Source organism: Stenotrophomonas sp. FR010 (assembly GCF_047520755.2).
Taxonomy (GTDB): Bacteria; Pseudomonadota; Gammaproteobacteria; order Xanthomonadales; family Xanthomonadaceae; genus Stenotrophomonas; species Stenotrophomonas sepilia.
Genome location: NZ_JAXBQT020000001.1, coordinates 199,817 through 213,736, shown reverse-complemented (window position 1 = coordinate 213,736; position 13,920 = coordinate 199,817). Strand labels below are relative to the sequence as shown.

Here is a 13,920-nt window from a genome sequence, read left to right as displayed (position 1 = left end):
CCGGGGCCCCCCCCCTCGCAGCGTCGATGGAAGGTAGTGCCGGCCGCTGGCCGGCTCGTGGCACGGCCGGATCATTGCGGAGCCGGCCAGCGGCCGGCATTACCGATTTCGAACCCTACGGATATTCAGACACATGCTTGAACAGACGCTCGATCACCTGCAGGCCCTGGTGTCCTTCGACACCCGCAACCCGCCGCGTGCGATCACCACCGGTGGCGTCTTCGATTACCTGCGCGCGAACCTGCCCGGCTTCAACGTCGAGGTGATCGACCATGGCGCGGGTGCGGTCAGCCTGTACGCCGTGCGTGGGACGCCGAAGTACCTGTTCAACGTGCACCTGGATACCGTACCGGACTCGCCGCACTGGAGTGCCGATCCGCATGTGATGCGCCGCCTGGACGACCGCGTGGTCGGCCTGGGCGTGTGTGACATCAAGGGCGCCGCCGCTGCGCTGGTGGCGGCGGCCAACGCCAGTGATGGCGATGCCGCCTTCCTGTTCTCCAGCGACGAAGAAGCCAACGACCCGCGCTGCATCGCCGCGTTCCTGGCCCGTGGCCTGCCGTATGAAGCCGTACTCGTGGCCGAACCGACCATGAGCGAAGCGGTGCTGGCGCATCGTGGCATCAGTTCGGTGCTGATGCAGTTCGCCGGCCGTGCCGGCCATGCGTCGGGCAAGCAGGATGCGGCTGCCAGCGCATTGCACCAGGCCATGCGCTGGGGCAATCGCGCGCTGGATCATGTGGAATCGCTGGCCTCGGCGCGCTTCGGTGGACTGACCGGCCTGCGCTTCAACATCGGTCGCGTCGAAGGCGGTATCAAGGCCAACATGATCGCACCGGCTGCTGAGGTGCGCTTCGGGTTCCGCCCGCTGCCGTCGATGGACATCGATGGCCTGCTGGCGACCTTCGCCGGTTTCGCCGAGCCGGAAGCCGCCGTGTTCACCGAGACGTTCCGTGGTCCCAGCCTGCCCGCCGGTGACATCGCCGAGGCCGAGAACCGCCGCCTGCTGGCGCGCGACGTGGCCGATGCGCTGGAGCTGCCGATCGGCAATGCCGTGGATTTCTGGACCGAGGCGTCGCTGTTCTCGGCCGCTGGCTACACCACACTGGTATTCGGCCCGGGTGACATCGCCCAGGCACACACCGCCGATGAGTTCGTGACGCTGGACCAATTGCAGCGCTATACCCACGCCGTGCACCGGATCATCGCCGCCGGCGCCTGATCGACCCTACAACGCCGCCATGCCCCGGGCATGGCGGAACTGCAACGCGGCGACCGCCGCCTGTGACGAAACCGAAATGTCTCCTGCCCTCCAGCCCCACCGCCAGACCCGCCAGACCATCGTGCGCCTGCTTTCCAGCATGGCCAGCGCGAAGGAGATCAGCCAGTACCTCAAGCGTTTCTCGCAGCTGGACGCCAAGCGCTTCGCCGTGGTCAAGGTCGGCGGCGCGGTGCTGCGCGACGATCTCGACGCGCTGACCTCTTCGCTGTCGTTCCTGCAGGAAGTCGGGCTGACCCCGATCGTGCTGCACGGCGCCGGCCCGCAGCTGGATGCCGAGCTGTCGGCGGCCGGCATCGAGAAGCAGACCGTGAACGGCCTGCGCGTGACTTCGCCGGAAGCACTGGCGATCGTGCGCCGGGTGTTCCAGCAGTCCAACCTGCGCCTGGTCGAGGCGCTGCAGCAGAACGGCGCACGTGCCACCTCGATTACCGGTGGCGTGTTCGAGGCCGAGTACCTGGACGTGGACACCTACGGCCTCGTCGGCGAGGTGAAGAAGGTCAACCTGGCACCGATCGAGGCCAGCCTGCGTGCCGGTTCGATCCCGGTCATCACCAGCCTGGGTGAAACCGCCGGTGGCCAGATCCTCAACGTCAACGCCGACTTCGCCGCCAACGAGCTGGTGCAGGAGCTGCAGCCGTACAAGATCATCTTCCTGACCGGCACCGGTGGCCTGCTGGACGAGGCGGGCAACGTGATCGATTCGATCAACCTGTCCACCGAGTACGACCACCTCATCGCGCAGCCGTGGATCCACGGCGGCATGAAGGTGAAGATCGAACAGATCAAGGACCTGCTCGACCGCCTGCCGCTGGAGTCGTCGGTGTCGATCACTCGCCCGGCCGACCTGGCCAAGGAACTGTTCACCCACAAGGGCTCGGGCACGCTGGTGCGCAAGGGTGAGAAAGTGCTGCGCGCCACCGCCTGGAGCGAGCTCGACCTGGCACGGCTGAAGGGCCTGATCGAATCCAGCTTCGGCCGCACCCTGGTGCCGGACTACTTCGAAAAGACCAGGCTGCTGCGTGCCTATGTCAGCGAGAACTACCGCACCGCGGTGATCCTCACCGACGAGGCCGAAGGCGTGTACCTGGACAAGTTCGCCGTGCTCGACGATGCGCAGGGCGAAGGCCTGGGCCGCGCGGTCTGGAACGTGATGCTGGAGGAGACCCCGCAGCTGTTCTGGCGCTCGCGCCACGGCAACCCGATCAACCACTTCTACTACGCCGAGTCCGATGGCTGCTACAAGCAGGACCATTGGAAAGTGTTCTGGTTCGGTGCCGATGGCATCGACCGCATCAAGACCTATGTCGACCACTGCGCCCAGCGCGCGCCGAGCCTGCTGGGGTGAGCGATGAGTCCTCCTGACGTGTGGAACACGGTGCCTACCCTGCGCGGCCAGCACGTGGCGCTGCAGCCGCTGCAGCTTGAGCATGTCCCCGGCCTGCGCGCGGCCCTCGAAGGCAGCGGCCTGGACCAGCTCTGGTACACCCAGGTGCCGTCACCGCAGCAGGTCGAGCACTATGTGCAGGCCGCGCTGCAGGCGCACGCCGAAGGCAAGGTTCTGCCGTTCGTGATCCGCGACGCCGCCGGTGACATCATCGGCAGCACGCGCTTCTACGACATGGATGCCAGCGTGCCCAAGCTCAGCCTCGGCTACACCTGGTACACGCCGCGCGTGCAGCGCACCGGCGCCAACACCGAGGCCAAGCTGTTGCTGCTGCAGCACGCCTTCGAGTCCATGGGCTGCATCAGCGTGGTGCTGGAAACCAGCTGGTTCAACGTCACCTCGCGCACCGCCATCGCCCGCCTCGGCGCCAAGCAGGATGGCGTGCTGCGCAACCACAAGCGGCACGCCGACGGCACGCCGCGCGACACCGTCATCTTCTCCATCATCGATGCGGAATGGCAGGGCGTGAAGCGCCACCTGCAGTACCGCCTGGACAGTCACGCATGAACGATTCGACTTTTACCCTGGGCATCGTCGGTGCCCGCGGCCATACCGGCGCCGAGCTGATCAAGCTGGTGGCCGCGCATCCGCGCCTGAAACTGGCCTTCGTCTCTTCGCGCGAGCGCGCCGGGCAGCGCCTGTCCGACCACCACCCGGAATTCCAGGGCGAGCTGCAGTACGAAAACCTGGACGCCGATGCGGTGGCGGCCAAGGGCGTGGACGCGGTGATCCTGGCCCTGCCCAACGGCCTGGCCGCGCCGTTCGTGGCCGCGCTTGAAACCGCGAAGCCGGACACCGTCATCGTCGACCTGTCGGCCGACTACCGTTTCGACAACAGCTGGTACTACGGCCTGCCGGAGCTGACCCGCGGCCGCTACAACGGCCAGAAGCACATCAGCAACCCGGGCTGCTATGCCACCGCGATGCAGCTGGCGGTGCATCCGCTGCTGGACCTGCTGGCGGGTCCGCCGCAGTGCTTCGGTGTGTCCGGCTACTCTGGTGCCGGTACCACGCCATCGGACAAGAACAACGTCGAACTGCTGGCCGACAATCTGATGCCCTACGCGCTGACCAACCACGTGCACGAGCGCGAGGTGTCCGTACAGCTGGGCGTGGCGGTCGAGTTCATGCCGCACGTCGCGCCGCACTTCCGGGGCATCACGCTGACCGCAAACCTGTGGCTGAACCGCGTGCAGACCCGCGAGCAGATCGTCGAGCGCTTCCAGCAGGCCTATGCCGGTGAACCCTTGATCGAAGTGGTGGACGAAGCGCCGTGGGTCAGCCGCATCGCCGGCCGCCACGGTGTCCAGGTCGGTGGCTTCACGCTCGCGCCGGGCGGCAAGCGGGTGGTGGTGGTGGCGACGCTGGACAACCTGCTGAAGGGCGCGGCCACCCAGGCCATGCAGAACCTCAACCTCGCGCTGGGCATCGACGAACTGACGTCGATCCCGCACTGAACACGCCTTCCGGAGCCCCCATGGCAGACCTTCTTTGGCAGAAGCCCGGCGTCGCTGTCGACGTCCAGATCCAGTCCTTCCTCGCCGGCGACGACGTGATCCTCGACCGCGAGTTCTTCCTGCATGACATCGCTGCCAGCGCCGCGCATGCGCAGGGCCTGCAGCACATCGGCATCCTCAGTGCCGATGAGCTTGCCGGACTTCTGCGCGAACTGGAGATCCTGGCGCAGGACTTCCGCGAAGGCCGCTTCGTGCTGGATACGCAGTACGAGGATGGCCACTCGGCGATCGAAGCGCGCCTGACCGAACGCCTTGGTGATGCGGGTCGCAAGATCCACACCGGCCGCAGCCGCAACGACCAGATCCTGGTCGCCACGCGCCTGTGGCTGAAGGAGAAGCTGCAGCGCGTGACGCAGCTCAGCACCGAAGTGGCAAAGGTCGCGCTGGACCGCGCGCAGGCCGAGAAGGACCTGCCGATTCCCGGTTATACCCACATCCAGCGTGCCGTGGTGTCCTCGGCGGGCATGTGGTGGGCGGGCTGGGCCGAGGCCTTCATCGACAATGCCATTCGTGCCCGCGACACCCATGCGCTGGTCGACGCCAATCCGCTCGGCACGGCCGCCGGCTACGGTGTGAACCTGCCGCTGGACCGCGAGCACACCACCGCCGCGCTGGGCTTCGCGCGCATGCAGGTCTCGCCGATCTACGCGCAGCTGTCGCGTGGCAAGTTCGAGCTGGCTGCACTGGAAGCGCTCGGTGGCGCCACTCTGGACCTGCGCCGCATTGCGTGGGACCTGTCACTGTTCACCAGCGCCGAGTTCGGCTTCGTCGCGCTGCCGGCGCAGTACACCACCGGCAGTTCGATCATGCCCAACAAGCGCAATCCGGATGTGATCGAGCTGATGCGCGCCACCCACGCCAGCGTCGCCGCTGCACGCACCGAGATCGAGCAGCTGCTGTCGCTGCCGTCCGGCTACCATCGCGACCTGCAGTCGTCCAAGGGTGCCATCTTCCACGGCTTCGGCCGTGGCCTGGCCGCGCTGGAGCTGCTGCCGGCGCTGCTGGCCAACCTGGAATGGCGCGACGACAGGCTGCGTGCGGCGATCGATTCGGGCATGTATGCCACCGACGTGGCGGTGGAAGCGGCCGTGGCCGGTGTGCCGTTCCGCGAGGCCTACAAGGCGGCTGCGGCCGGTGCCGACAGCGCAGGGCAGGGACGCACGCCGGAAGGCAGCCTGGCTGCGCGTGTATCGCCGGGCTCGGCCGCTGACCTGCGCCTGGACGAACTTCGCGCGCGCTGGCAGGCGTTGTCCTGATGGCGGCCACGGTGTATCTGGTGCTGGCGATGCGCCGGTCGGACTTCAACGATGCAGCGGTGCAGCCGCATCGCGATTTCCTCGATGCGTTGCAGGCGCAGGGCAAGCTGCAGCTGACCGGTGGCTTCGCCGATGGCAGCGGTGGCGCCTACGTGCTGTGCAACGTGGACAGCCTGGCGCAGGCGCAGGCCATCGTCGCCACCGATCCGCTGGTGACGATGCAGGCCTCCGACCTGACCGTGCACGAATGGAACACCCGCTGAGAGCCTGACCGATGATCCAGCACGCTGCCCATGTCGCCTCGCCGTTCCCCGAACAAGCGCTGCCGCCGTGGCGGCGTGCGGTGCTCAAGGTTGGCAGCAGTCTGCTGGCAGCCGATGGCGGCGGCCTGTCGCCACGCCACGCGCTGGGCCTGGCGCAGTTCGTCTCAGCCAATGTCCTGGCCGGGCGCGAGGTGGTGATCGTGTCTTCCGGCGCGGTCGCTGCCGGGCGCGCAATCCTGCCTCGGGCCGATGAGCCTGGCGCGGCGATGGCGGCGAGGCAGGCCCTGGCCGCGCTCGGCCAGGCCCAGCTGATCGGGCTCTGGCAGCGCTTCTTCGAGCGCCCGGTGGCGCAGGTGCTGCTGACCCACGACGACCTGCGCAACCGCCGCCGCTACCTCAATGCACGCGCCACGTTGAGTGAACTGTTGCGCCTGGGCGCATTGCCGGTGGTCAACGAGAACGACACCGTGTCGGTGGATGAGCTCAAGCTCGGCGACAACGACAACCTGGCTGCCACCGTGGCGGCGCTGGTCGACGCCGATGCGCTGTTCATCGCCACCGATATCGATGGCCTGTACAGCGCCGACCCGCGCACCGTGGCCGATGCGCGGCCGTTGCACGACGTGCCGGAGCTGGGTGACGAGGTGCTGGCGATGGCGGGCGGCGCCGGCTCGCGCGCCGGTACCGGCGGCATGCGTACCAAGCTGGAGGCGGCGGCGAAGGCCGGGCGCCTGGGCATCGAAACCTATCTGTTCAATGGCCGCAGCGGTGACGTGGTGCGCGCGCTGGCGCAGGACCGCCTGTTCGGCACCCGCATCCATGCCGCACGCAGCCGCGAGGCCGCCCGCAAGCACTGGCTGCGGCATGCACCGCTGGCCGAGGGCGTGATCGTCATCGATGCCGGTGCGGCACAGGCGATGCGCGAGAAGGGGGCCTCGCTGCTGCCCGGTGGCATCACCGGTGCAGAGGGCGTGTTCCGCCGCGGCGATATGGTACAGGTGTGCTGGAACGCGCCGCAGGGCCGTGTCTGCGTGGCCCGTGGCGTCAGCCAGTATGCTGCCGACGACGTACGCCGGATTGCCGGCCACCATTCGCGCGACATCCAGGCCGTGCTCGGCTACAACTACGGCGGCAGCGTCGTCCATCGCGACGACCTGGTGCTGCCATGACCGGATTGAAGGACACACCGATGAGCGAGATCGAAGCGCAGGCGCGTGCCTGCCGTGATGCGGCGCAGATCGTTGCCGGCCTGGACAGTGCGGCACGACGCACGCTGCTGCTGGCGATGGCGCAGGCGCTGGAAGTGAATGCAGGGTTGATCCTGGCCGGCAATGCACGTGACCTCGCCGCCGCGCGCGAGAAGGGCGTGGGCAGCGCCATGCTCGATCGTCTGGCACTGGACCCGCCGCGCCTGTTCGCGATGGCCGAAGCCGTGCGCGAAGTGGCTGGATTGCCAGATCCTGTCGGCGAGGTCACCCGCGATGACGTGCGCCCGAACGGCATCCGCGTGCAGAAGGTGCGCGTGCCGCTGGGCGTGATCGCGATGATCTACGAGGCGCGCCCGAACGTGACCGCCGAAGCCGCGGCGCTGTGCCTGAAGGCGGGTAACGGCGTGATCCTGCGCGGTGGTTCCGAGGCAATTCACTCCAACACCGCGATCGCGCAGGCACTCGCCGGTGCGTTGAAGGCCAACGGGGTACCGCCGGCCGCCGTGACCGTGCTGACTGACCTGCGCCGCGAGGCGATGCTGGAACTGCTGCAGCTGCATGAGCTGATCGACCTGGCGATTCCGCGCGGTGGCGAAGGCCTGATCCGTTTCGTTGCCGAGCATGCGCGGGTGCCGGTGATCAAGCACTACAAGGGTGTCTGTCATCTGTTCGTGGATGCCAGCGCCGACCTGGGCAAGGCCATCGACCTGCTGGTGGATGGCAAGTGCAGCCGGCCAGCCGCCTGCAATTCGCTGGAGACACTGCTGGTACACCGTGACGTAGCCGATTCCTTCCTGCCGCGCGTGGCGCAGGCGCTCGGCCAGCGTGGCGTACAGCTGCGCGCCGATGCGCAGTCGCAGCCGCTGCTGCCGGGCAGCACGGCGGCGACCGAGGAGGACTACGCCGCCGAGTTCCTCGACCTGGTGCTGGCCGTGCGCGTGGTGGACGACCTCGATGCGGCCATCGCGCACATCCGCCGCTATACCTCCGACCACACCGAAGTGATCGCGACCGCAGACGCCGGCCATGCCGAGCGCTTCGTCACTGCGCTGCGCTCGGCGGTGGTGATGGTCAACGCCTCATCGCGCTTCTCCGATGGTGGCCAGCTGGGCCTGGGCAGCGAAATCGGCATTTCCACCACGCGCCTGCATGCCTATGGCCCGATGGGTCTGGAAGCGCTCACTGTCGAACGTTTCGTGGTGCGTGGCGAAGGGCAGACGCGCGCATAAGTGGATCCACGCCATGCGTGGATGTTCTTCGCGGCAGACCCCGGTGCCGACCAAGGCCGGCATCCACCGGGCTGTCGGGCTACACCACCTCGCGGCGGATGCCGACTGGGCGTGCGTGATCATCCATGTGCAGCGTGGCGGCCTTGCAGCTCATCAGGCGCTCGGACAGCCCGGTGCTGGCACCCAGATCGGCGGCTACTTCGTTGAGGCTGGCCAGTGGCCGCGGCAGGCGGCGCTCGTGGCCACGGAAGCGGGCACGGTTGTACTCGGCCCAACCGATCAGCAGCACGCTGGCGCACAACAGCATCAGCGGCAATGCCACCAGCACGTAGGGATCGAACTGGCTTTGCCGTTCGTACAACTGCTGCCAGGCCAGCTGGCCGCCAACCAACCACGAGAACAGGGTCACCAGGGGCGCCCACAGGTAGAAGTAGAAGCCCCAGAACGCCAGGGTGACGAATCCCCAGGCGGTGCGCTGGAAGCGCGGCTGGCGGTGTGGCTTGCGGATCATCCGTGAGTCGAAGCGGTTGGAGGGGCGTTGCGCGTTCATCGGATCCCCCGGTCAGGGCTGGTCCAGGTGGCGCGCTTGCTGCGACGGCGCAGCAGTGTCTTCGGCAGCGCCACCAGGGTGGTGGAAAGGCTGATCAGCCAGTACGCCATCGGGTACCAGATGACCCAGAAATAGTTGCGTCCAATCTGTGTTTCGTAACGCCGGTCGATGATCAGGCTGCTGGCGAACTGCAGCAGGCAGACCAGCGCCAGGATCACGCCATGCCACTGCGGCAGCAGGCTGGCGATATGCAGCTGCGGCGGCAGCTCGATGAACTTGCCCAGTGCCCACAGCAGCACGATGAACAACATGGTGTAGGCCCAGATCACGCTCAGCACGTATTCCAGCAGCACGCCCCACATGCGTCGCTCTTTCCAGTGCAGCAGCGAGCGCGCGTGGCGCAGCATCACCTCCACGCCGCCCTGGGCCCAGCGCAGGCGCTGCCGCCACAGGCCCTTGAGGGTCTCCGGCATCAGGATGAAGCACAGCGCATTGGGTTCGTAGCGGATGTCCCAGTGCGCGCGCTGCAGGCGCCAGCTGATGTCGATGTCCTCGGTCACCATGTCATCCGACCACCAGCCCACCTGGTGCAGGGCGGTACGGCGGAAGCCGGCGATCACCCCGGAGATGGTGAAGATGCGCCCGTATACGCGCTGCGCGCGCTTGATCATGCCGATGATCGAGGAAAACTCGGCCACCTGCAGGCGCCCGAGCAGGGTGGAGCGGTTGCGGATGCGCGGGTTGCCGGTGACCGCACCGCCCCGGTTGCCGCTGACCAAGTGCCAGACCATCCAGTGCAGCGCATGTTCCTCCAGCATTGCATCGCCGTCGATGCACACCAGGTACTCCGAGCGAGCGGCCAGTGCGCCCATGCGCAGCGCATTGGCCTTGCCCAGGTTACGGTCCAGGTGCAATACGCGCAGCCGCGGGTGCCTTGCCGCCAGCGCATCCAGCCGCGCGCCGGTGTCATCGCTGCTGCCATCATCGATGGCGATCACTTCGTAGTCGGCGGGGTAACGCTGGGCCAGCGCCGCAGTGAGTGTGTCATCCAGGTTCTCTGCCTCGTTGTGGCAGGGCACCAGCAGGCTCGCGAAGGGGGGATCGACCATCAATGGAGGGTCGTTGCGCGGCCGCGAGTGGCGTTCGCGCCGGTAGTAGTAGTAGAGGCCGCCGGACATCCAGAAGAACGCCATCACCATCGGGTAGTAGAAAGCGAACTGGAACAGGACCTGCAGCAGCGGATGCATGTCCATGTCACTTCTCCGGGTACGGGAAGGTGCCGGCGGACATCGCCGCGCGGGCATCGCGGGTGGAGGGCTGGTCGGCGATGAAATCGTCCGGGTACCAGGCGAAGTGGTGCACGCCCTGTGCCTGCAACTGGCGGATCTGTGCGCGCAGGCGCTCGGCGGGAATCGGTTGCCCGTTGCGCCAATCGACGGTCTGCAGCTCGAACAGGGTGTGCTGCAGCTGCGGGTCGTGTGCGCGTACTGCGGCCAGCAGCTGGTCCAGCCAGCGCTCGGGGTGCTTGCTGCCTTCCATCCACGGCATCGCCATCAGCGCGGTCTGGTCATAGGCCTTGTTGAACAGGTCCAGGCGCTGCGCGAACCAGGCCTCGCTCTGCGGGCGGAGTACCGGCTCAGCGTACAGGTTGCGCACGGTGGCCAGTTTCGGGCGCCAGCGTTGCGCGCTGTCGCGCAGCGCCAGGGTGAAGCTGATCAGCGCCTGCGTGCGCGCACTGCCATCGCCGCCGGCTGCCAGTGCCGGCAGCTCGGTGTCGCGCAGGTAGCCGTCGTCATGGAACAGCAGGCCTTCAAAGTAGGAATTGACCGCCAGATCCTCGTAGATGTCGAGCATGATCTGGCGGGCCTTCGGGTTGGTGAAGTCGAGCCGGTACATGCCGTCGGCATCGCCGTTGCGGATCGCCAGCGCCTTGCGCTGCGCCGGGTCGGGCAGCTCGAAGCCAAGCACCGGCAGCCATGCGTAGACCTTCACGCCGGCGCGGGATTTCAGTTGCCAGGCGACGCGGCTGAACAGGTCCGCCCGCATCGGCATGTGACGGTTGGGGAAGTACAGCGCATCGGCCGTGTTGTTGCCGTCCGGATCGGCGAACGCCTGCAGGTAGACGTGCGTCGGCGCGATGCGCTTGACCCGTTCGACCAGCGCATCGAGGTTGCGTGCCTGCTGCGCCGGGTCAGCGTCGTAGACATCATCCAGGTCGATCTGCAGGGCACGGATGCCATCGAGCGCGACATCGCGGCGCAGCTCGTAGGCCAGGCCTTCCACGGTCGGGTTGTCGCTGACCAGGAAACGCGCCAGGCCATGCAGGTCGCTGGCCACCGGCGTGCTGCGGCCCTCCAGATCGAAGGACACCGGCATGCCGAGCTGTTCGGCGATGTCGTTGCTCAACTGGTTGTAGGCCGCGTACGGCCAGACGATGGCGCGCGGGCGCACGCCCAGGTGCTGCTCGATGCGCTGCACGCTGCGCGCGAGGTCGGTGCGCAGGCGCTGCCCATACTGCGCTTCAGTCTCGTAGCTGTGCGTGGCCGGGCTGTAGATGCGGGTGACCACGGCGGGCGTGGAATTGCCCTGTGGATTGGCGAGCACGCCGTGGTGCAGGTTGTCGGTGTGGCTGGCCACTTCGATCAGGCCGCTGTCGTGCATCTGCTTCAGCTGCGCCCAGGTGACGAAGTCATCGCGGCCGAACGGCCGGTACCCGTAGTCGATGGTGCGTCCCGGAGCCATGTCCACGTAGTCGGTGATTACCGCCACCAGTGCCGGGTAGCGGTAGGCCTGCAGCAATGGGAAGGCCTTGTCGTAGACGCTGCGCAGGCCGTCATCGAAGGTCAGCAGCACAGGCTTGGGCGGCAGCGTGGCCCGCCCCTGCGAGGCATCGATCACCTGCGACAGCGAGACCGGGTGGTAGCCATGCGCGCCGAGCCAGTCCAGGTGTGCGGCGAAGTTCTGCGTGCTCACCGCATAGGTATCGGCATCGCCCTTGGCCGCGACCTGGTCGCGGATGTCGTGGTAGCTGAGGATCAGCAGGCCATTGTCGATCGCATCGAGATGCGCGGCCTGCTGCGCGAACGCCGGCGGCATGGCGGCCAGCAGCAGGAGCACGATCAGTCGCAGGAAGCAGGCCATGTCAGTCTCCCCAGCGCAGTGCGGCTTCGAAGCCGATATGACGCTCGCGGTGGCCGTCGTAGACCGGCCGCGACCAGCGCACGCCGTATTCGAGCACGCGGCCCGGGCCCAGCTGCCACTCGTGCATGTACGACACCGTCGGCACCAGCGCACTGCCGAAACCGTCCTGCCAGTAGTCACCCAGCGAGACGGTCAGCCGGTGCCGGAAGTGGCGCTCGTAGTGACGCCACAGCTGCTGGTCGATGCGCAGGCCGATCTCGACCATGCGGTCACGCTTCGGATTGAAGTAGGGCGCGTCGTCGCGGCTGCCGCGGCTGGTATAGGCACTGGCCAGGCCATCGAGCAGCCAGCGCGGGCGGGTCAACAGGCGCTGTTCAAGGCGGGTGCTGAACAGTTCGCGATGGTTGCCGTCGTTGTAGCGGAAGCGGCTGGCACCGAGCATCCAATGGGTGAGCTCGCTGCGCCGGTAGTCCACCTGTGCGCTCACGCTGTCGGCGGTGATGCCGGCCGCGCGCGCCTGCATCGAGGCGTCTGGATCATTGCGCGCGGCCACCAGGCCGGCGTGCCAGTAATCGTTGAACTGCCAGCCGACGCCGGCCCGCAGGCCGGTATCGCCGATGTGGTCGTTGGCGCGCAGGACGGCCGCTTCCGCATCCAGCTGCCCGAAGCGGTAGCGCACGCCCGCACCCAGCCACAGGGGATCGATGCGCTGGTCCTGGAAATCGGTCGAGCGCCGGTCGGCCAGGGCGAACAAACGCCAGCGGTCATCAAGGATCGGTGTCTCCACTTCCACACCGTAGTGGCGATCGTTGTTGCCCAGTGGGGAGGTGCCACCGCCACCGGAGCTGCGGCCGATGTCGGTCCATGCCTTCAGCTGCCAGCCGCGATGCGCACGCCAGGCCTGGTCCATGCGTTCGACGGCCGGTTGGATGGGATAGCGTGCGACCAGGTCATCGTGCAGCGGCCGCGCCAGGTCGTCGCGCTGCAGGGCGACGTAGGCCTCTTCCATGCCCAGCCGCGGTTCGATGTCACGCGGGTCCAGCGCGTGTGCCATCTGCTGTCGCTGCAGTGCCCTGCGTGGCCAGCCGCGCATCATGTAGACGCTGCCCAGCGCACTCTGCAGGCCTCCGTTGCCGGGTGCGATGTCCACCATCGACTCCAGATCGTGCTGCGCAGTGACCAGGTCGCCGCTGTAAGCGCGCACCATTGCCAGGTTGAGATCGGCCTCGTAGCGTGACCAGTTCGCGTACGGTGATTTGCCATTGCTCCAGCGCCACGCCGGCTCCTTGTCGCGCCATGCCTGCAGCAGGTCGATCGCCTTTTCCTGCTGCTCGCTTTCCAGGTAGGCGTAGGCCAGTTCCGAATGCGAGGCGTCGCGCGCCGGATCGCCAGCGACGGCCGCCTGCAGTACCGGAATGGCTTCTTCCGGGTGCAGGGTGCCCATCAACGAATCGCCCACGGCAGGCAGCACGTAGTCGGGCAGGGTGTGGCCTTCGGCCTGCAGGGCTCGTGCTTCCTCACGCACCTGTACATGGCGGCCCAGCCGGTTGAGCAGGATCAGCCGGTCCATGCGGATGCGCAGTGGCGCCTGCGAGGGTGGGGTGCCTTCGCCGCCAACGTAGCGCTGCATGCGCGCCAGGGTCGACTCGGCTTCTTCCAGGCGGCTGTCCTCGCTGCTGCTGTAGGCCAGGCTCCAGACCACGAGTTTGGCCAGGTAGTCGCCTTCCAGGCGCTGCTTCTGGGCGTTGTCGAACAGCTGCGGCCGCTGCTGGTACAGCTCCCAGGCGCGCCAGGCATTGCCGATGTCGCCCAGGGTCAGCACGCGCAGCTTGAACAGCAGATCGTCGTTGGGCTGCTGCTGGCTGGCGCGCTCGATTGCGCCGAGCGCATCCAGCCAGCGGGCCTGGTCGCGGTAGCGGCCGATCTCGGCAAGGGCCGCGTCGCGGTCGGTCGGAGCCGCGCCGCTGGCCCAGGCCAGAGCGGTGCATGCGAGGCCGACGCAGAGCGCCAGCCGGCGGTGGACGACCATT

General features: G+C 67.5%; 12 protein-coding genes. 8 read left to right on the top strand and 4 right to left on the bottom strand.

The window, feature by feature from the left end; translation table 11 throughout:
- Window positions 1-133: 133 nt before the first annotated feature.
- From ACM0PK_RS00975 to ACM0PK_RS00940, 8 genes are all read left to right on the top strand, one after another.
- The gene (locus ACM0PK_RS00975; protein WP_134972048.1) at window positions 134-1,222 is read left to right on the top strand and encodes an acetylornithine deacetylase; all 1,089 of its coding nucleotides are present in this window, start codon (window positions 134-136) and stop codon (window positions 1,220-1,222) included.
- Window positions 1,223-1,298: 76 nt separating this feature from the next.
- Window positions 1,299-2,627, top strand: a complete 1,329-nt coding sequence (locus tag ACM0PK_RS00970) for an acetylglutamate kinase (protein ID WP_111200726.1) — start codon at window positions 1,299-1,301, stop codon at window positions 2,625-2,627.
- 3 nt (window positions 2,628-2,630) lie between these two features.
- The gene (locus ACM0PK_RS00965; RefSeq protein ID WP_012480827.1) at window positions 2,631-3,233 is read left to right on the top strand and encodes a GNAT family N-acetyltransferase; all 603 of its coding nucleotides are present in this window, start codon (window positions 2,631-2,633) and stop codon (window positions 3,231-3,233) included.
- A complete protein-coding gene (gene argC, locus ACM0PK_RS00960; RefSeq protein WP_111200727.1) occupies window positions 3,230-4,183 on the top strand; it encodes an N-acetyl-gamma-glutamyl-phosphate reductase in 954 nt (317 codons plus the stop codon). The genes ACM0PK_RS00965 and argC overlap by 4 nt, the downstream gene beginning before the upstream one ends.
- Before the next feature lie 20 nt (window positions 4,184-4,203).
- Complete coding sequence (gene argH / locus ACM0PK_RS00955; RefSeq protein ID WP_111200728.1) at window positions 4,204-5,499, top strand: argininosuccinate lyase; 1,296 nt, start codon at window positions 4,204-4,206, stop codon at window positions 5,497-5,499.
- Window positions 5,499-5,762, top strand: coding sequence for a YciI family protein (locus ACM0PK_RS00950; protein WP_111200729.1), 264 nt, complete (start codon window positions 5,499-5,501; stop codon window positions 5,760-5,762). The genes argH and ACM0PK_RS00950 overlap by 1 nt, the downstream gene beginning before the upstream one ends.
- A gap of 11 nt (window positions 5,763-5,773) precedes the next feature.
- Complete coding sequence (proB, locus tag ACM0PK_RS00945) at window positions 5,774-6,931, top strand: glutamate 5-kinase (RefSeq protein ID WP_088497652.1); 1,158 nt, start codon at window positions 5,774-5,776, stop codon at window positions 6,929-6,931.
- On the top strand, window positions 6,928-8,199 hold the full coding sequence (locus tag ACM0PK_RS00940) for a glutamate-5-semialdehyde dehydrogenase (RefSeq protein WP_111200731.1): 1,272 nt from the start codon (window positions 6,928-6,930) through the stop codon (window positions 8,197-8,199). Before proB ends, ACM0PK_RS00940 begins: the two co-directional genes overlap by 4 nt.
- 79 nt (window positions 8,200-8,278) lie before the next feature.
- Here ACM0PK_RS00940 and pgaD read toward each other — a convergent pair whose 3' ends face one another.
- The 4 genes from pgaD to pgaA are packed head-to-tail and all read right to left on the bottom strand — an operon-like array spanning window position 8,279 to window position 13,919.
- On the bottom strand, window positions 8,279-8,749 hold the full coding sequence (gene pgaD / locus ACM0PK_RS00935) for a poly-beta-1,6-N-acetyl-D-glucosamine biosynthesis protein PgaD (protein ID WP_414607933.1): 471 nt from the start codon (window positions 8,747-8,749) through the stop codon (window positions 8,279-8,281).
- Complete coding sequence (gene pgaC / locus ACM0PK_RS00930) at window positions 8,746-10,002, bottom strand: poly-beta-1,6-N-acetyl-D-glucosamine synthase (RefSeq protein WP_414607932.1); 1,257 nt, start codon at window positions 10,000-10,002, stop codon at window positions 8,746-8,748. The genes pgaD and pgaC overlap by 4 nt, the downstream gene beginning before the upstream one ends.
- 1 nt (window position 10,003) lies before the next feature.
- A complete protein-coding gene (pgaB, locus tag ACM0PK_RS00925) occupies window positions 10,004-11,890 on the bottom strand; it encodes a poly-beta-1,6-N-acetyl-D-glucosamine N-deacetylase PgaB (protein ID WP_111200734.1) in 1,887 nt (628 codons plus the stop codon).
- A 1-nt stretch (window position 11,891) separates the two neighbouring features.
- On the bottom strand, window positions 11,892-13,919 hold the full coding sequence (gene pgaA / locus ACM0PK_RS00920; RefSeq protein ID WP_414607931.1) for a poly-beta-1,6 N-acetyl-D-glucosamine export porin PgaA: 2,028 nt from the start codon (window positions 13,917-13,919) through the stop codon (window positions 11,892-11,894).
- Window position 13,920 lies beyond the last annotated feature (1 nt).